Source organism: Actinoplanes rectilineatus (assembly GCF_000962825.1).
Lineage (GTDB): Bacteria > Actinomycetota > Actinomycetes > Mycobacteriales > Micromonosporaceae > Actinoplanes > Actinoplanes rectilineatus.
The window spans coordinates 44467-62712 of sequence record NZ_JZKF01000005.1 but is presented as its reverse complement, the minus strand read 5'-3'; the positions used below and the strand labels follow the sequence as shown (position 1 = coordinate 62712).

Sequence of the window (18246 nt, the reverse complement as noted above, 5' to 3'; positions counted from 1 at the left end):
GTCACACCTCCTTCGATTCGGAGTCGCCGCCGACGGTCGCCGGGGCCCGTTCGGCCACGGCTCGGCGGGCACGTGGGCTCGGCGGGACCTGGAGGTCCATCGGGGGAACCGGGAAACTGCCCGGCGGACGGTGGGCCAGCTGTTCCTCGATCGACAGCTGCCGTGGTTTCTTCTTGGCCGGCCAGCCCCAGGCCAACGCCAGGACGGTCACCGAGATGACCCCGGTCGTGATCCACCGGGCCTCGTCGGAGAGGGCACCGCTACGGACCACCTTGATGAAGGCCAGGGCGAGGATCCAGATCAGGTTGATCGGGATCAGCACCTTCCAGCCGAAGCGCATGAACTGGTCGTAGCGCATCCGGGGCAGCGTGGCCCGCAGCCAGATGAAGCCGAAGAGCAGGATCAGCACCTTGCCGAAGAACCAGAGCAGCGCCCAGTACCCGGAGTTGGCACCCTCCCAGACCGCGGTGATCGGCCACGGGGCCCGCCAGCCGCCCAGGAACAGCGTCGTGCAGAACGCCGAGACGGTGATCATGTTGATGTACTCGGCCAGGAAGAAGAGCGCGAACTTGAACGACGAGTACTCCGTGTGGAAGCCGCCGACCAGCTCCGACTCCGCCTCCGGCAGGTCGAACGGCGCCCGGTTGGTCTCGCCGACCGCCGCGATCAGGTAGATCAGGAAACTCGGCAGGAGCTGCACGGCGTACCAGCCGGGGGTCGTCACCGTCACCCCGAACATCTCCACCGGCTCGCCGTGCGCCTGCGCCTTGACGATCTGCGAGGTGCTCATCGTGCCCGCGGTCATGAACACCGCCACGATGGACAGACCCATCGCGACCTCGTACGAGATCATCTGCGCACTCGACCGCAGACCACCGAGCAGCGGATACGTCGAGCCGCTGGCCCAGCCGGCAAGCACCACGCCGTACACCGCCATCGACGAGCAGGCGAGCAGCACCAGCACCGAGACCGGCACGTCGGTGAGCTGCAGCGCGGTCTGGTGACCGAACATGTTCACCACGCCGCCGAACGGGATCACCGCGAACGCGGTGAACGCCACGGTCGCCGAGATCACCGGAGCGATGAAGTAGACCACCTTGTCGGCGGTCTTCGGGATGATCTCCTCCTTGAACGGCAGCTTGAGGCCGTCGGTGAGGCTCTGCAACCAGCCCTTGGGGCCGACCTGGTTGGGGCCCGGCCGGACCGCCATCCGGGCCACGACCTTGCGCTCGTAGTTGATCGTGAACAGCGTCAGGAGCAGAAGCAGCACGAACAGGCCGAGCAGCTTGATCAGCGAGATCCACCAGAGGTCGTTCTCGAACGTCTCCAGCGACGGATCGACCGCATGCGCCGCCAGAATCACACCATCGGTCATCAGAGCACCCCCTCGGCGAGGATCGGACCCGGAACCCCGGCCGTCAGGCGGACCACGCTCCCGGCGGTGACGCCGAGACTGCGCCGGACCGTCGAGCCCGGCGAGTTCGTCGGCAGCCAGACCACCCGCGGCGGCAGGTCGCCGATCGCGGCCGGCAGCGTGACGCCACCCCGGTCGGTGCTCACCGTGACCAGGTCGCCGTCGCTCAGGCCCAGCTCCTCGGCCAGCTCCTTGCCGATCCGGGCGACCGGCGGGCGGGCGGTACCGCCCAGGATCTCGTCGCCGTCGAGCAGCGAACCCAGATCGATCAGCTGGTGCCAGGTGGCGAGGACCGCCTCCCGGTCACCCGGTTCCGGCGCCTCGACCGGATGCACCTCGGGGTGCGCCGGGCGTCCCGCGCCACCGGACGGCACGCCGCCCAGCTCCCGCCGGATCGCCTGCACGTCACCGGTGTTCAGGGTGACGTCGAGCAGCGCCGCGATGGCCTCCAGCACCCGGCCGTCGGTCATCGCCGTGCTCTTCAGGACCGCGCCGAAGGAGCGCAGCCGCCCCTCCCAGTCCATGTAGGCGCCGGCCTTCTCGACGGACGGCGCCACCGGCAGGACCACGTCGGCCCGCCGGGTCACCGCGCTCTGCCGCATCTCCAGGCTGACCACGAACGGCGCCGCGTCCAGCGCGGCCTCGGCCAGCGCAGGATCGGACAGGTCCGCCGGATCCACGCCGCCGACCAGCAGGCCGCCGAGCGTGCCGTCGGCCGCCGCCGTCAGGATCGCGTCGGTGTCCCGGCCGGGCGTACCGCTCAGCACACCCGGGTCGAGCCGCCAGGCCAGCGACAACTCGGCGCGGGCCGCGGTGTCGGTCACCGGACGGCCGCCGGGCAGCAGGTTGGGCAGGCAACCGGTCTCGAGTGCGCCGCGGTCACCGGCCCGGCGCGGCACCCACACCAGCCGGGCGCCGGTGCGGGTGGCCAGCGCGGCCGCCGCGGAGAGACCACCCGGCACGGTGGCCAGGCGTTCGCCGACGATCAGCAGGGCGCCGGGCGTGCTCAGCGCGCCGGCGACCGCCGGATCGGTGTTCAGGAGCCGGGCCTCACTGCCGGGCACGGCCGCGACGACACTCGCGCCGAGTTTCTCCCAGCCCCTCGATGCGTACGCCGTGAGCGCCGTGACCCGGAGCGACCCGCGGCGGTGCCCCTTACGCAGTCGCAGGAAGAGGATCGGGCACTCCTCCTCCGGTTCCAGTCCGACGATCACCGTGGACGGCGCGTTCTCCACGTCGTCGTACGTCACGCCGGTCGACCCGGCGACCATGGCGGCCAGGAAGTCGGCCTCCTCGGTGCTGGTCAGCGTCGAGCCGGTGGCCCGGATCGGGCGGGACCGGAAGTCGACGTCGTTGGAGCCGAGCACGATCCGGGTGAACTTCGCGTACGCGTACGCGTCCTCGACGGTGAGCCGCCCACCGGGCAGCACGCCCACGCCGCGCGACCGTGCGGCCCGCAGGCCCTCGGCCGCCGCGAGCAGGGCCTCACTCCAGGACGCCTCGCGCAGTTCGCCCTTCACCCGGATCAGCGGTGTCATGATCCGGTCGGTGGCGGTGGCGTACCGGAATCCCCACCGGCCCTTGTCGCAGTTCCACTCCTCGTTGACGGCCGGGTCGTCACCGGCCAGCCGGCGCAGCACCTTGCCGCGGCGGTGGTCGGTGCGCTGCGAGCAGCCGGCCGCGCAGTGCTCGCAGGCGCTCGGCGTGGAGACCAGGTCGAACGGGCGGGCCCGGAACCGGTACTGCTCGCCGGTGAGCGCGCCCACCGGGCAGATCTGGATGGTGTTGCCGGAGAAGTACGAGTTGAACGGGACGTCCCCCTCGCCCTCGCCGACCTGGCCGTCGCCGGTGCCGTCGCCGCCGAAGAAGTCGTCCCGATAGACGTTGATCTGCTCGCCGGAGGAACGGTCCATCAGGTCGATGAACTTGTCGCCGGCGATCTCCTCGGAGAACCGGGTGCAGCGCTGGCAGAGCACGCAGCGTTCGCGGTCCAGCAGCACCTGGCTGGAGATGTGGATCGGCTTCTCGTATTCCCGCTTCTTCTCCTGGAAGCGGGACTCGGCGCGTCCGCTGCTCATCGCCTGGTTCTGCAACGGGCACTCGCCGCCCTTGTCGCAGGTCGGGCAGTCCAGCGGGTGGTTGATCAGCAGCAGTTCCATGATGCCGGCCTGGGCCTTCTCGGCCACCGCCGAACTGCGCTGGGTCTTGACCACCATGCCCTCGGCCACCGTCTGGGTGCAGGAGGCGATCGGTTTGCGCTGGCCCTCCACCTCGACGAGGCACTGGCGGCAGGCGCCGGCCGGGGCGAGCAGCGGGTGGTCGCAGAACCGCGGGATGGCGATGCCCATCCGCTCGGCGACCCGGATGACCAGCTCACCCTTCGCGGCCTGCACCTCGACGCCGTCGATGGTGAGCGTGACGGTGTCGGCCTTCTTGGCTACATCTGTCATCAGTGGGCCCCCACCAGGCTCTTCTCGGACAGCCGCGGGGCGGTCCTGCCCTCGATGTAGCCGAGGTAGTCCTGCCGGAACCACTTGAGCGTGGAGACCACCGGGGTGGCCGCGCCGTCGCCGAGACCGCAGAACGCGCGCCCGAAGATGTTGTCCGCGGTGTCCTGCAGGGTGTCCAGGTCGGCGTAGGTGCCCTGGCCGGCGAGGATCCGCCGGTAGGTGCGGACCATCCAGTAGTTGCCCTCCCGGCACGGGGTGCACTTGCCGCACGACTCGTGGTGGTAGAACTCCAGCCACCGCCACGTGTTGTAGACCGGGCAGTCCTGGTCCGAGAAGATCTGCATGGCCGTGGTGCCGAGGATCGATCCGGCCGCCGCGACGCCCTCGAAGTCCATCGCGGTGTCGATGTGCTCGGCGGTCAGCATCGGCGTCGACGAGCCGCCCGGTGTCCAGAACTTCAGCTGGTGGCCCGGTTGCATGCCACCGGCCAGTTCGAGCAGTTCCCGCAGGGTGATGCCGAGGCCGCATTCGTATTGACCCGGGTTCACGACCCGGCCGGAGAGCGAGTAGATCATCGGGCCGGCCGATTTCTCGGTGCCCATGCTCTTCCACCAGTCCGCACCACCCAGCACGATGTACGGCACGCTGGCGATGGTCCCGACGTTGTTGACCACGGTCGGGCTCGCGTACAGGCCGGCGATGGCCGGGAAGGGCGGGCGCAGCCGAGGCTGGCCGCGGTAACCCTCCAGCGAGTCGAGCAGCGCGGTCTCCTCACCGCAGATGTACGCCCCGGCGCCGCTGTGCACGACGAGTTCCAGGTCGAACCCGGTGCCGAGGATGTTCTCGCCGAGGTAGCCCGCCGCGTACGCCTCCTTGACCGCGTTGCGCAGCCGGCGTGCGGCGTGCACCGCCTCACCGCGGATGTAGATGAACGCCCGGCTCGCCCGGATCGCGTAGGAGGCGATGATCGCGCCCTCCACCAGCGAGTGCGGGTCGTACGTCATCAGCGGCAGGTCCTTGCAGGTTCCCGGCTCGCCCTCGTCCGCATTGATCACCAGGTAGTGCGGCTTGCCGTCGCCCTGCGGGATGAAGCCCCACTTCAGGCCGGTCGGGAAGCCCGCGCCACCGCGGCCGCGCAGGCCGGAGTCCTTGATCAGTTGAATCAGGTCGTCCGGGTGCACGTCCAGTGCCTTGCGCAGCGCCTGGTAACCGTCGAGTCGTTCGTAGACGCCGATCTGCCAGGCGTCCGGCGAGAGCCAGCGCTTGGTCAGGACCGGGGTGAGCTTCTGGAGGACTTCCGGCCGTGGCTGGGTCATTTCTCCTCCTCCTTCTTCTTGCCACCGGGAGTGGTGCTGCCGGGGACGATCTGCTTGTGCTCGGCGGTGCGCTGGCTGACGATCCGTTCGCCGCGGGTGCTGTCACCGGCCGGTTTGCCGTCGCCGGCCGGCTCGTTGGTGGCCACACCGGCCTTCTCCGCAGGCGTGACGACCGCGTCCGGCGCGCCCTCGCGGGCCGGTTTGGTCCTGGTGATCGGGGTCTCCGGGTCGAAGTCCGCCACCGCGATGCCGTGCTGCTGGGCCAGCGTCACGCCGCGCAGCGTCGGAGCGCCGGCCACCCCGTCGCCGACCGCGCCCTCCCGCGGATCGGCGAAGCCGGCCAGCTGGAACGCCATGTCGCGCAGCGAGCAGATCCGGGCGCCCCGGGCCGGCACCGGACGTTCCCCTCGGGTCAGGCTGTCGACCAGTTCGACCGCCGAGGCGGGCGTGGCCTGGTCGACGGTGAAGTCGTAGTTGACCGTCACCACCGGGGCGTAGTCGCAGGCCGCCAGGCATTCGGCGTGCTCCAGCGTGATCCGGCCGTCGGCCGTGGTCTCGTTGTTGCCGATGCCGAGGTGCTCGGCCAGGCCGTCGTAGACCTCCTGACCGCCCATCACGTTGCACAGGGTGTTGGTGCAGACGCTGACCAGGTATTCGCCGGTCGGCTTGCGCTTGTACATGGTGTAGAAGGTCGCCACCGCGCCGACCTGGGCCTTGTTGACGCCCAGGATGTCGGCGCAGAATGCCACACCGGCCGGGGTGACGTAGCCCTCCTCGGTCTGCACCAGGTGCAGCAGCGGGAGCAGGGCCGAACGTTCCCGGCCGGCCGGGTAGCGGGCCAGGATCTCGGTCGCCGGCTCGAGCAGCCGCTCGGCGAGCGGCGCGGCCGCCGGAGAGAATTCCACCGTCGTCATCAGCGGTCACACCCACCCATCACGGGGTCCAGGGAGGCGCCGCCGGCGATCACGTCGGCGAGCAGCGCCCCCTCGGCCATCGCGGGGATGGCCTGAAGGTTGACGAAGCTCGGGTCGCGGTAGTGCACCCGGTACGGGTGGGTGCCGCCGTCCGAGACCGCGTGTACGCCGAGTTCGCCACGCGGATGCTCGATCCCGACATAGACTTGACCAGGCGGAACTCGGAAGCCCTCGGTCACGAGCTTGAAGTGGTGGATGAGCGACTCCATCGACTGCCCCATGATCTTGGCGACGTGTTCGAGGGAGTTGCCGAGTCCGTCCAAGCCGAGCGCGAGCTGCGACGGCCAGGCGATCTTCTTGTCGGCGATCCAGATCGGTCCCGGCTGGAGACGGTCGAGTGCCTGCTCAACGATCTTGAGCGACTCGCGGATCTCGGCGATCCGGACCAGGTACCGCCCCCACACGTCGGCGGTGGTCGCCGTCGGCACGTCGAACTCGTAGTTCTCGTAACCGCAGTACGGCATCGTCTTGCGCAGGTCCCAGGGCAGGCCGGCCGAGCGCAGCACCGGGCCGGTGATGCCCAGCGACAGGCAACCGGTGACGTCCAGGACGGCGACGCCCTGGGTGCGCTGCTGCCAGATGATCTGGCCGGAGAGCATCGCCTCGTATTCCTTGAGCTTCTTCGGCATGTACGCGAGGAAGTCCCGGATCTTGCGGATCGCGGACTCCGGCACGTCCTGCGAGAGGCCGCCGGGACGGATGTAGCCGTTGTTCATCCGCAGGCCGGAGGTCTCCTCGAAGATGTCGAGGATGTACTCGCGCTCGCGGAAGCCGTACAGCATCATCGAGATCGCGCCGAGCTCCATGCCGGTGGTGGCCAGCCAGACCAGGTGCGAGGCGATCCGCTGCAGCTCCATGAACATGACCCGGATCGTGGTGGCCCGGTCGGTGATCTGGTCGGTGATGCCGAGCAGCTTCTCCACCGCGAGGCAGTAGCCCACCTCGTTGAACATGTTGGAGAGGTAGTCCATCCGGGTCACGAAGGTGACGCCCTGCGTCCAGTTGCGGTATTCGAGGTTCTTCTCGATGCCGGTGTGCAGGTAACCGATCACCGGGCGGACCTCGGTGACCGTCTCGCCCTCGAGTTCCAGGACCAGCCGGAGCACTCCGTGGGTGGACGGGTGCTGCGGCCCCATGTTCACGACGATCTTCTCGTTGCTCAGCGGGTCGACGCTCGCCGTGAGGTCGTCCCAGTCCCCGCCGGTGACGGTGAAGACCCGCCCCTCGGTCGTCTCGCGCGTGCTGGCGTATTCCGATGTCGTCACTGGTAGACCCTCCGCTGGTCGGGCGGCGGGATCTCGGCACCCTTGTATTCCACGGGAACGCCGCCGAGTGGGTAGTCCTTGCGCTGGGGGTGGCCCTCCCAGTCGTCCGGCATCAGGATCCGGGTGAGATTGGGGTGCCCGGCGAAGACGACGCCGAACATGTCGTAGATCTCGCGCTCCTGCCAGTCCGACGTGGGGTAGACGCCGGTGACGCTGGGGATCGCGACGCCGTCCGCGACGGCCACCTCGAGACGCACCCGCCGGCGGTACGTCATCGAAGTCAATTGATAGGACACGTGGAATCTGCGCTCGTCGGTTCCCAGGTAGTCCACCGCGTCGACCGACGAGCAGAGCTCGAACCGCAACGACTCGTCGTCGCGCATTACCTGACAGACATCCGTGATTGTTTCGGGCCTGAGGTGGAGTGTGAGTTCCGCCCTATCCACGACCACTTTCTCGATGGATTCGGAGAGGGCCGGATATGCTTCCTCCAACGCGTCATAGACGTCGTCGAAATATCCGCCGTAAGGCCGCGGGCTGTCAAAAACAGCAGGTCGGGGGCGGACGAGGCGACCGAAACCGGAGACGTCGCCGGTGCCCTTGACGCCGAACATGCCCTTCTCGGGGCTGGGTGGTGTCTGTGCGGGCGCGCCGATATTCGCACCCGCCGATGCGGTGACGGGAACGCCACTCTCGGTGCCGGATTGAATGCTCATCTGCCCCCCTCCCGCAAATGTGGCTGCAACTTCATCCAGTTCTCGATCCGCAATTGCTCCTCACGGCCCTCCTTGACGGCCTGTGTCCATTCCGCACGACGCACCTTGTCGACGCGGTAGGACGAGGGCATGGCTCCGGGCGCGACGACGGGAACATCACCCGCGGCGACCCTGGCCTCCAGCATCTTGCGGCCGTTGGGCCCGAGTGGTTGCGCCATCACCTTCTCGCGCATCTTGAGGATCGCGTCGATGAGCATCTCGGGTCGAGGTGGACAGCCCGGCAGATAGACGTCGACCGGGACGATGTGGTCGACGCCCTGGACGATCGCGTAGTTGTTGAACATGCCGCCGGACGAGGCGCAGACCCCCATCGAGATCACCGAGCGGGGTTCCGGCATCTGGTCGTAGATCTGCCGGACGACCGGGGCCATCTTCTGACTGACCCGTCCCGCCACGATCATCAGATCCGCCTGGCGGGGTGAGGCCCGGAACACCTCCATCCCCCAGCGCCCCAGGTCGTAGTGAGGGCCGCCGGCCGCCATCATCTCGATGGCGCAACAGGCGAGGCCGAAGGTGGCGCCCCAGAACGACGACTTGCGGGCCCAGTTGGACAGCTTCTCCACCGAGGTGAGGAGGATGCCGCTCGGCAGCTTCTCTTCGATTCCCATGGTTATCAGTCCCAGTTGAGGCCGCCGCGCCGCCACACGTACGCGTAGGCGATGAAGACGGTGACGATGAAGAGGACCATCTCCACGAACCCGAACAGGCCGAGCGCGCTGAAGTGGACGGCCCACGGATAGAGGAAGATCGTCTCGATGTCGAAGATGATGAAGAGCATCGCGGTCAGGTAGAACTTCACCGGAAACCGGCCCCCGCCGATCGGCTGGGGGGCGGGCTCGATGCCGCACTCGTACGCGTCCAGCTTGGCTCGGTTGAACCGCTTGGGACCCACGACGGGCGCGATCGACACCGAGAACAACGCGAAGAGCGCGCCGAGGATCAGCAACCCGACGATCGGGACATAAGGGTTGATCGTCATGTTCACTCCCGTACGACGTTAGTCGTTTCACACTAGTTTCTACGCTTTTGCAGTCCTTTGCTCGGGGTGCCCGTTTTGTCGCTATACCGAGGGGGCCACTCGGACGAGGCTGTTGATGATGCGATCCATGGCGTCGCCGTCCCGGGGGTCGGTCAGGTTGGCCAGGAGTTTGAGGACGAACTTCATGAGCAGCGGCTGCGGCAGGCCGTACTTCGTGGCCATCCGCATGATCTGCGGGTTGCCGATCAACTTCACGAAGACCCCGCCGATCCGGTAGTAACCACCGAAGCGCTGCTTGAGCTCCGCCGGGTAGGCGTGCAGCGCACGCTCCCGCTCGGGCCCCTCGGGCCGGGCCAGCGCCTGCACCGCCACCTCGGCGGCCAGCTCGCCGGACTCCATCGCGTACGCGATGCCCTCGCCGTTCATCGGGTTGACCATGCCACCGGAGTCGCCGACCAGCAGCACACCACGGGTGTAGTGCGGCACCCGGTTGAAGCCCATCGGCAGCGCGGCCCCCAGCGTCGGGCCCTCCGCGTTCGCCTCGTCGTTCAGGCCCCAGTCGTCCGGCGTGCCGGCCAGCCAGTCGGTCAGCAGGTTGCGGTAGTTGGTCTTGCCGAACGCGTCGGACGAGTTCAGGATGCCGAGGCCGACGTTCACCCGGCCGTCGCCCAGGGCGAAGATCCAGCCGTAACCCGGAAGGAGACGCTCCGGGTCCTGCGCGCTGCGCAGCTCCAGCCAGGACTCCATGTACGGGTCCTCGGCGCGGACCGTCGAGCGGTAGTAGCGCCGGACCGCCACGCCGAGTGGACGGTCGTCGCGTTTGGCCAGGCCGAGGGCGAGCGGGAACTTGCCGGACACGCCGTCGGCGGCGATCACCAGGGGCGCGCGGAACTCGACCGGCTCACGGTCCGGCCCCTTGGCCTGCACGCCGATCACCCGGTCGTCGGCGTCGAGGACCGGGCCGGTCACGGTGATCCCGGTGCGCAGCAGGGCACCGGCCTCGACCGCGCGGCGGGCCAGCATGTCGTCGAAGTCCATCCTGGTGCGGACCAGGCCGTAGTTGGGGAAGCTGGCCAGATCGGGCCAGTCCAGCTCGAGGCGGACGCCGCCACCGATCACGCGCAGACCACGGTTGTGCAGCCAGCCGGCCTTCTCGGAGGTGTCGACACCCATCCGGATGAGCTGGCGCACCGCGCGGGGCGTGAGGCCGTCACCGCACACCTTCTCGCGCGGGAACTCGGTCTTCTCGAGAAGCAGAACGCGCACGCCGTGCCGGGCGAGGTGGTAGGCCGCGGCCGAGCCGCCGGGGCCCGCTCCGACCACGATCACATCCGCCTCGTCGGCGATGATCGAAACTCCGCCGTGGTCGCTCACGGTCCAACCTCCCACTCGCGCGAGGCTCGTGAATTAGTTCACAAGCATGCCTCGATCGGAGTGTAGGCCGACAATCGACGATCTTTGCGTTCAGGTTCCCCTAAATGTTTCTCCGTCACTAAGATGGCTGGTCACAGCCGCGCAAAACCCTCTCCGCCACGCCGAGTGCGGGCCCTTCCAGGTGGTCCCGGATGGTGCCCCCCATCGCCCGATCGAGTGCCACGATCAGCTCCTCGACGAGGTCCTGGGCCAGCGTCGGATCCTGCGCCGCGACCATCCGCAGGCGGGTGGTGAGCTCGGTCGCGTGGCGCTCACCCTCGTCGTCGTCGATCGCGATGTCGATGTCGGCGTCGAACCCGGTGTCGGAGATCTGCCCGATTTTCGTCATGACATCGAGCTAACAACAGGTTCGACACCGCGTACGCCGAATGCCGGATTTATACCCTAGTGGCCCGATGCAACGCGACGATTCCCCCGGTCAGGTTGCGCCAGCCGACCCGGTCCCACGGCCCGGAATCCATGATCTTCGAGGACAGGCCCTGCTGGTCCGGCCAGGCCCGGATGGATTCCGCCAGGTAGACGTACGCATCCGGATTGCTGGAGACGCTGCGCGCGACGGCCGGCAGCGAACGCATCAGGTATTGCAGATAGACGGTCCGGAACGGCGTGTTCGTCGGGTGGCTGAACTCGCAGACCACCAGACGGCCACCCGGCCGGGTGACGCGGCCGAGCTCACGCAACGCAGCCGTCGTGTCCACGACATTACGCAGAGCGAAGGAGATCGTCACCGCGTCGAAGGTCGCGTCGGCGAACGGCAGACGCAGAGCGTCACCGGCCAGGAGCGGCACCTCGGGGCGGGTGTGCCGGCCCGCCTGCAGCATCCCGACCGACAGGTCGGCGCCGACCGCGAACGCCCCGGAACGGCCCAGCTCCTCGGTGGAGACGCCGGTGCCCGCGCCGACGTCCAGAACCCGCTCCCCCGGCCGCAGGCCGAGCGCGGCACGGGTGGCCCGGCGCCAGCCGCGGTCCTGACCGAAGGAGAGAACGGTGTTGGTGAGGTCGTAGCGCTTCGCCACGCCGTCGAACATCTCGGCGACCTCGTGCGGCTGCTTGTCCAGATCTGCGCGTGTCACGCCCGCAAGAATGCCAGGCCCGGATAACAGAACGGGCGGGATGGTCGCCCATCCCGCCCGTTCCTTGTGCGTTATATATACGACCGCCATCGGTCGGGTCCGACTGCCCGTCACCGACGCGATTAGCGGCTGGCGACGCATGAGAGTGTTTCCACTTCCTTACGCAGGCAACGTAACCAGCGCCAACGGCTCGGTACAGCCAACAGACCGGCTCGTTACGAAGGAGCAACCCACCCTCAACAATCCGTTGACCCGAACCTGGCCGAACGGTCGACCAACACCCCCCAACCGGGGGTCTAGGACGCCTCGACCAGAGGTAGCCGGGTCCGCCCCGCGCCGCCGCCGGGGAGCGCGATGGACGAGAAGTGCGAGACGACCCGGTCGTCCGTCGGGTCGTCCGCCGCGGTGTGGTGGACGGCCAGGTGGCGGTACCACGTGTCGCGCCAGGCGGGGATCCGGTCCGCGGTGCGGATCATCGAGATCAGCTCCTGCAGGTTCGACCGGTGCCGGGCGCCGGCCGAGGAGATCACGTTCTCCTCCAGCATGATCGAGCCCAGGTCGTCGACACCCATGTGCAGCGCGAGCTGACCGATGTCCTTGCCGGTGGTCAGCCAGGACGCCTGCAGGTGCGCGACGTTGTCGAAGAACAGCCGGGAGACCGCGATGAACCGGAGGTACTCCATCGTGGTCGCCTGGGTGCGGCCCTTCAGGTGGTTGTTCTCCGGCTGGTACGTCCACGGGATGAAGGCCCGGAAACCACCGACGTCGTGCGACTGCTCCACGGCGTCGTCCCGGTAACCGTTCGCAACCGCGAGGTCCTGCACGTCACGGATCATGCGGATGTGCTCGATACGCTCCGCGTTCGTCTCACCCGTACCCATCATCATCGTCGCGGTCGACGAGAGGCCGTTGCGGTGCGCGATCGCCATCACCTCGAGCCACCGCTCGCCGCTCTCCTTGAGCGGGGCGATGGCCTTGCGCGGGCGCTCGGGGAGCATCTCGGCGCCGGCGCCGGCGATCGAGTCCAGCCCGGCCGCCTTGATCCGGATCACCGCCTCCTCGATGGAGACCTGGGACACCTTCGCCATGTGCAGGATCTCGCTGGGCCCGATCGAGTGGATCGCCAGCTGCGGGTAGGCCTGCTTGACCGAGGAGAACAGCTCCTCGTAGTACTCCACCCCGAACTCCGGGTGGTGCCCGCCCTGCAGCATCACCTGGGTCGCGTTCAGCTCGACCGCCTCGCCGGCCCGGCGCAGGATCTCCTCGGTCGGGTGAACCCAGCCCTCTTTGTGCTTGGGCGCCCGGAAGAAGGCGCAGAACTTGCACGCCGTGACGCAGACGTTGGTGTAGTTGATGTTCCGGTCGATCAGGTACGTGACGATGCCGTCCGGATGACGTCGTCGGCGGACCGCGTCGGCTGCCTCGCCCAGCGCGTGGAACGGTGCCTGCGTGTAGAGCAGCAGCGCCTCCTCGGCGGTGATCCGTCCGCCGTCGGCGCCGCGCTGCAGGATGCTGTCGATCTCCGGGTTCGCGGTCACCACCGAAGCGTACGTCCACCCCCACGGACACGTCAGCGGCGAGCGTCACCGGTCACACGTGGACACGCGGTTAGTGTCGACGCGAATTCACGAGGGGGTGCGCGTGTTCGTCGTCAACGGCGGCTGGGTGCCGGGCGCGGGACGTCCGGGCCGGCTGGTTCTCTGGGCCGAGGACTCCTCGCAACCACCGACCACGTCCTCCCGGGCCAGAACCCGGCCGCACCCGTTCGCGGCGGAGGCGACCGCGCTGGTGGGCGCGCTGGGTGCGGCCGCCGCCGGCTTCACGGCAGGATCCTCGGTGGTACGGGTACCCGGCACGTCCCGTGGCCCCCAGCCGTCGCCGGAGACCGGAATCGAACAGGCCACCCGGTCGATCAAGCTGACCGACTGGACCGTGCCGTCGCTGTCGCTGGCCGGGCCCGCCGCCATGGACGCCCTCACCCGGCTCGCCGACCCCGAACCGGACGGCCCGTGGACCGCCGGCGCCTCGCTGCGCTATTTGACCCTGCTCGCCGGATACGCGTACGACCTGGCCCGCCGCGGCCGGATGCTCCCCCAGCTGGTCGTCGAGGACCGGATCCCGGCCGGGCGGTGGCGTCCGGTGCTCACCGGCGCGGACGCGGTGACCTTCCGGGACTTCGCGACCGGCATGCCGCCGGTGACCCGGGCGGTGGACTCCGCCGAGGGCCACCCGGCCGGACGGACCACCCGCGACGCCCTGGACGCGCTGCTCGACGGTGCGGCCCGGAGTCTCCTGCCGGAACGGCTGCTGGCCGGTCCCCGCCCCGGGCCGAAAGGCCGGCTCAACGACCGCTGGGTGTCCGCGCTGACCGCCGAGGACCCGGCCCTGCCCGGTGCGTCCGAGCCCGAGGTCCGCGAGCTGCGCCAGGCCCTGGACGGCTGGATGCGCTCGGCGAACGAGGCCAACGGCCCGATCCGGGTCAGTTTCCGGCTGATCGAGCCGGAGCCGGGCGAGGACGACTGGCTCCTCGAGTTCGCCCTCCAGTCCGCCGACGACCCGAGTCTCTACCTGCCCGCCGCCGACCTCTGGGCCGGCGAGGGCTTCCCCGGCCTGCCCCGGCGCGCCGACGAGGTTCTGCTGGCCGGTCTGGGCCGCGCCAACCGGCTGTTCCCGGTGCTGCACACCGCCCTGCTGGAACAGCGCCCCGACGGGATGACGCTGACGACCGGCGAGGCGTACGACTTCTTGCGGCAGGTCGCGCCGCTGCTGCAGGCCGCCGGTTTCGGGGTGCAACTGCCGTCCTGGGCCGGGCGCAAGGGTGTCGGGCTGAAGCTCACCACCCGGACCAAGACGAAGACCTCGTCGTCGCGGGCGGCCGCCGAATCCGGTTTCGGCCTGCAGCAGCTCGTCGAGTTCCGGCTCGACCTGGTGATCGGCGACGGCGTGGTGAACGCCGAGGAACTGGCCGAACTGGCCCGGCTCAAGGTGCCACTGGTCCGGGTCCGGGGCCAGTGGGTGGAGTTGGACGACCGTCAGCTCAAGGCGGCGCTGAAAGCGGTCAGCCGGCGCCGCGAGGGCGAACTGACCGCCGCCGAGGTGCTGCAACAGGTCGTCGACGGCGGTGACGAGGACCTGCCGCTCGTCGAGGTGGACGCGGACGGCGCGCTCGGTGATCTGATCTCCGGGCAGGCCGCGGAGCGGCTCACCCCGATGCCCACCCCCGACGGATTCCAGGGCGTGCTCCGGCCGTACCAGGAGAGGGGTCTGTCCTGGCTCTCCTTCCTGAGCAGGCTGGGACTGGGCGGGATCCTCGCCGACGACATGGGCCTGGGCAAGACCGCGCAGACACTGTCGCTGCTGCTCACCGAGCGCGCCGAGGGACGCCGGACGCTGCTGGTCTGCCCGATGTCGCTGGTCAGCAACTGGCAGAAGGAGGCCGCCCGGTTCGCGCCGGGACTGCGCGTCTACGTGCATCACGGCGGCACCCGGCTGCGCGGGAGTGAGTTCGACGCTGCGGTGGCCGAGGCCGACCTGGTGCTGACCACCTACGGCACGGCGCTGCGTGACCTCGCCGCGCTCCGGACGGTCACCTGGAGCCGGCTGGTCTGCGACGAGGCGCAGGCGATCAAGAACAGCGGCACCCGGCAGTCCCAGGCGGTCCGCGCCATCCCGGCCGGCACGCGTCTGGCCCTGACCGGCACTCCGGTGGAGAACCACCTGGCCGAACTCTGGTCCATCATGGATTTCTGCAATCCCGGGCTGCTCGGTCCGGCGAAGCGGTTCCGGCGGCGGTTCCAGGAGCCGATCGAGGTCAACCAGGATGCCGACGCGACCGCGGCGCTCAAGCGGGCGACCGGTCCGTTCGTGCTGCGCCGTCTCAAGACCGACAAGAGCATCATCTCGGACCTGCCGGAGAAGAACGAGATGAAGGTGTGGTGCTCGCTCACCCCCGAGCAGGCCACCCTCTATCAGGCCGTGGTCGAGGACATGATGGCCGAGATCGAGAGCACCGAGGGCATCCAGCGGCGCGGCACCGTGCTGGCCGCGATGATGAAGCTCAAACAGGCCTGCAACCACCCGGCACACCTGCTCAAGGACGGTTCCCGGCTGCCCGGGCGGTCCGGCAAGCTGGCCCGGCTGGAGGAACTGGCCGACGAGATCATCGACGACGGGGACAAGGCGCTGATCTTCACCCAGTACGCCGAGTGGGGCTCGCTGCTGCAGCCCTACCTCGCCGCGCACACCGACCGGCCGGTGCTCTGGCTGCACGGCGGCCTGAGCAAGGACCGCCGCGACGCCCTGGTCGAACGCTTCCAGAACGACGACGAACCGATGCTGTTCCTGCTCTCGCTCAAGGCGGCCGGCACCGGCCTCAACCTGACCGCGGCCAACCACGTGGTGCACTTCGACCGCTGGTGGAACCCGGCGGTCGAGGACCAGGCGACCGACCGGGCGTTCCGGATCGGGCAGTCCCGCAACGTGCAGGTCCGCAAGTTCATCTGCACCGGCACGCTGGAGGAGAAGATCGACCAGATGATCGAGCGGAAGAAGGCGCTCGCCTCGTCGGTGGTCGGCACCGGCGAGGACTGGATCACCGACCTGAACACCGACCAACTGCGCGAACTGTTCTCCCTCGACCCGGCGGCGGTGCGCTGATGGCCTTCCACGAATACGGGCGCCCGATCGAGGTGAACGGCGGCCTCGCGGTCCGTTCCAAGCGCGGCAAGATCGGCGAGCAGTGGTGGTCACGGCGGTTCGTCGACGTGCTCGAGGAGATCTGCGACCCGGGACGGCTGAGCCGCGGACGGGCGTACGCCCGCAAGGGCCAGGTGATGGACTTCGCGCTGCGGCCGGGCGAGGTGACCGCCCGGGTGCAGGGGTCGCGCCCCCAGCCGTACCGGGTGACGATCCGGGTCACCGCGTACGACGACGGGCAGTGGGACGAGCTGACCGAGGCGCTGGCCGCCCGGGCGTTGTACCGCGCGGCGCTGCTGGCCGGCGAGATGCCCCGGGAGATCGTCGAACTCTGCGCCGACCTTGGCCTGCCGCTGTTCCCCGCACGGCTGGACATCGACTGTTCCTGCCCGGACTGGGGCGTGCCGTGCAAACACGGGTCGGCCGCGTTGTACGTGCTGGCCGAGGCGTTCGACGACGACCCGTTCCTGGTGCTGGCCTGGCGCGGGCGCGACCGTGCGGAACTGCTCGACATCCTGCGCGGCACCGCCGAGCCGGACGAGACACCGGATCCGCTGGCCGTCGAGGAGCAGCCGCTGGACGCCCGGCTGGCCGACTTCTACGCCCCCGGGATCAGCCTGGGCCGGCTGCGGGAACGCCCGGCCCGCGGATCGACGCCGCCGGAACTGCTGCTGCGGGCACTGGAGCCGCCGCCGATCCGGGTCCGGCACATCCCGCTGGTCGACGCGTTGCGGTCGGCCTATCGCGAACTCGGTGGGCCGCGTCCATCGTGAACCGATCGTGGGCGAGTCCACGATGGACGCGGCGGTGAGTGAGCGTACCCGAAGATTCCTCCGGAGAGTGCCCCTCATATCGCATCGAGTGATATTCGGATTCGGCGGCGGATGCCCGGCCGGCCCGGCATAGGGTCGGCACATGAGTGAGATGAGCTACCGCCGCCTGGGCGACTCCGGCCTGGTGGTGTCGGTGGTCGGGATCGGCTGCAACAACTTCGGCCGCAAACTCGACGAGGACGGCACCCGGGAGGTGGTCGACGCCGCATTCGACGCCGGCATCACACTGTTCGACACCGCCGACATCTACGGCACCCCGCACGGCAGCTCCGAAGCACTGCTCGGTCACGCCCTGAAGGGCCGCCGGGACGAGGTCGTGCTGGCCACCAAGTTCGGCATGGACATGGAGGGCCTGAACGGGCGGGACTTCGGCGCCCGCGGCTCCCGGAGGTACATCGTGCGGGCGGTCGAGGCGTCGCTGCGCCGCCTGGAGACCGATCACATCGACCTCTACCAGATGCACGAGCCCGACCCGGCCACCCCGATCGAGGAGACGCTCGCCGCCCTCGACGACCTGGTCCGCTCCGGCAAGGTGCGGTACCTCGGCAACTCGAACTTCTCCGGCTGGCAGATCGCCGACGCCGACTGGACCGCCCGCACCGGCAGCCTCACCCGTTTCGTCAGCGCGCAGAACCAGTACAGCCTGCTGCAGCGCGGGGCGGAGACCGAGGTGGTGCCGGCCTGCGAGCAGTTCGGCCTGGGCCTGCTGCCGTTCTTCCCGCTCGACTCCGGGCTGCTCACCGGAAAGTACCGCCGGGGCGAACGCCCGGCGGCCGGCACCCGGCTCTCGCTGGACCGCTACCAGCGCTGGCTCGACGGCGCCGACTGGGACACCATCGAGGCGCTCACCGCGTTCGGCCGGGACCGCGGGCACAGCCTGCTCGACGTGGCGATCGCCGGGCTGGCCGCCCGCCCGGCGGTGACCAGCGTGATCGCCGGGGCGACCACAGCCGAGCAGGTCCAGGCCAACGCAGCGGCCGGTTCGTGGCAGCTCACCGTGGCCGACCTGGCCGCACTCGATCAGATCCTGAGCTGAG

Annotated in this window: 15 protein-coding genes; 3 read left to right on the top strand and 12 right to left on the bottom strand. The window is 69.3% G+C overall.

The window, feature by feature from the left end; genetic code table 11:
- Window position 1 precedes the first annotated feature (1 nt).
- From nuoH to mqnC, 12 genes are all read right to left on the bottom strand, one after another.
- Window positions 2–1375: an NADH-quinone oxidoreductase subunit NuoH gene (nuoH, locus tag WH85_RS05020; protein ID WP_045740492.1), complete on the bottom strand. Its 1374-nt coding sequence runs from the start codon at window positions 1373–1375 to the stop codon at window positions 2–4.
- Window positions 1375–3864, bottom strand: coding sequence for an NADH-quinone oxidoreductase subunit G (locus WH85_RS05015; RefSeq protein ID WP_045740491.1), 2490 nt, complete (start codon window positions 3862–3864; stop codon window positions 1375–1377). The genes nuoH and WH85_RS05015 overlap by 1 nt, the downstream gene beginning before the upstream one ends.
- Window positions 3864–5180, bottom strand: coding sequence for an NADH-quinone oxidoreductase subunit NuoF (gene nuoF, locus WH85_RS05010; RefSeq protein ID WP_045740490.1), 1317 nt, complete (start codon window positions 5178–5180; stop codon window positions 3864–3866). The genes WH85_RS05015 and nuoF overlap by 1 nt, the downstream gene beginning before the upstream one ends.
- Window positions 5177–6094, bottom strand: coding sequence for an NADH-quinone oxidoreductase subunit NuoE (gene nuoE, locus WH85_RS05005; protein WP_045740489.1), 918 nt, complete (start codon window positions 6092–6094; stop codon window positions 5177–5179). Before nuoE ends, nuoF begins: the two co-directional genes overlap by 4 nt.
- Window positions 6094–7419 (bottom strand): NADH-quinone oxidoreductase subunit D, encoded by a 1326-nt coding sequence (locus WH85_RS05000; RefSeq protein WP_045740488.1) that lies wholly within the window; start codon window positions 7417–7419, stop codon window positions 6094–6096. The genes nuoE and WH85_RS05000 overlap by 1 nt, the downstream gene beginning before the upstream one ends.
- Window positions 7416–8135 (bottom strand): NADH-quinone oxidoreductase subunit C, encoded by a 720-nt coding sequence (locus tag WH85_RS04995; protein ID WP_045740487.1) that lies wholly within the window; start codon window positions 8133–8135, stop codon window positions 7416–7418. The genes WH85_RS05000 and WH85_RS04995 overlap by 4 nt, the downstream gene beginning before the upstream one ends.
- Window positions 8132–8803 (bottom strand): NuoB/complex I 20 kDa subunit family protein, encoded by a 672-nt coding sequence (locus tag WH85_RS04990; protein ID WP_045740486.1) that lies wholly within the window; start codon window positions 8801–8803, stop codon window positions 8132–8134. Before WH85_RS04990 ends, WH85_RS04995 begins: the two co-directional genes overlap by 4 nt.
- A 5-nt stretch (window positions 8804–8808) precedes the next feature.
- Complete coding sequence (locus tag WH85_RS04985; RefSeq protein ID WP_157410783.1) at window positions 8809–9174, bottom strand: NADH-quinone oxidoreductase subunit A; 366 nt, start codon at window positions 9172–9174, stop codon at window positions 8809–8811.
- Between the two features lie 81 nt (window positions 9175–9255).
- Window positions 9256–10548, bottom strand: a complete 1293-nt coding sequence (locus WH85_RS04980; RefSeq protein WP_045740642.1) for a geranylgeranyl reductase family protein — start codon at window positions 10546–10548, stop codon at window positions 9256–9258.
- Window positions 10549–10666: 118 nt separating this feature from the next.
- Entirely contained in the window at window positions 10667–10936 is a 270-nt protein-coding gene (locus WH85_RS04975; RefSeq protein WP_045740485.1) for a hypothetical protein, read from the bottom strand.
- Window positions 10937–10985: 49 nt separating this feature from the next.
- The gene (locus tag WH85_RS04970) at window positions 10986–11681 is read right to left on the bottom strand and encodes a demethylmenaquinone methyltransferase (protein WP_045740484.1); all 696 of its coding nucleotides are present in this window, start codon (window positions 11679–11681) and stop codon (window positions 10986–10988) included.
- 296 nt (window positions 11682–11977) lie between these two features.
- A complete protein-coding gene (gene mqnC / locus WH85_RS04965) occupies window positions 11978–13219 on the bottom strand; it encodes a cyclic dehypoxanthinyl futalosine synthase (RefSeq protein ID WP_045740641.1) in 1242 nt (413 codons plus the stop codon).
- Window positions 13220–13322: 103 nt separating this feature from the next.
- Between mqnC and WH85_RS04960 the strand changes: the two genes are divergently transcribed.
- From WH85_RS04960 to WH85_RS04950, 3 genes are all read left to right on the top strand, one after another.
- Complete coding sequence (locus WH85_RS04960; protein ID WP_045740640.1) at window positions 13323–16337, top strand: DEAD/DEAH box helicase; 3015 nt, start codon at window positions 13323–13325, stop codon at window positions 16335–16337.
- Window positions 16337–17149 (top strand): SWIM zinc finger family protein, encoded by an 813-nt coding sequence (locus tag WH85_RS04955; protein ID WP_045740483.1) that lies wholly within the window; start codon window positions 16337–16339, stop codon window positions 17147–17149. Before WH85_RS04960 ends, WH85_RS04955 begins: the two co-directional genes overlap by 1 nt.
- A gap of 142 nt (window positions 17150–17291) precedes the next feature.
- Window positions 17292–18245, top strand: coding sequence for an aldo/keto reductase (locus tag WH85_RS04950; RefSeq protein WP_245673825.1), 954 nt, complete (start codon window positions 17292–17294; stop codon window positions 18243–18245).
- Window position 18246: the final 1 nt, after the last annotated feature.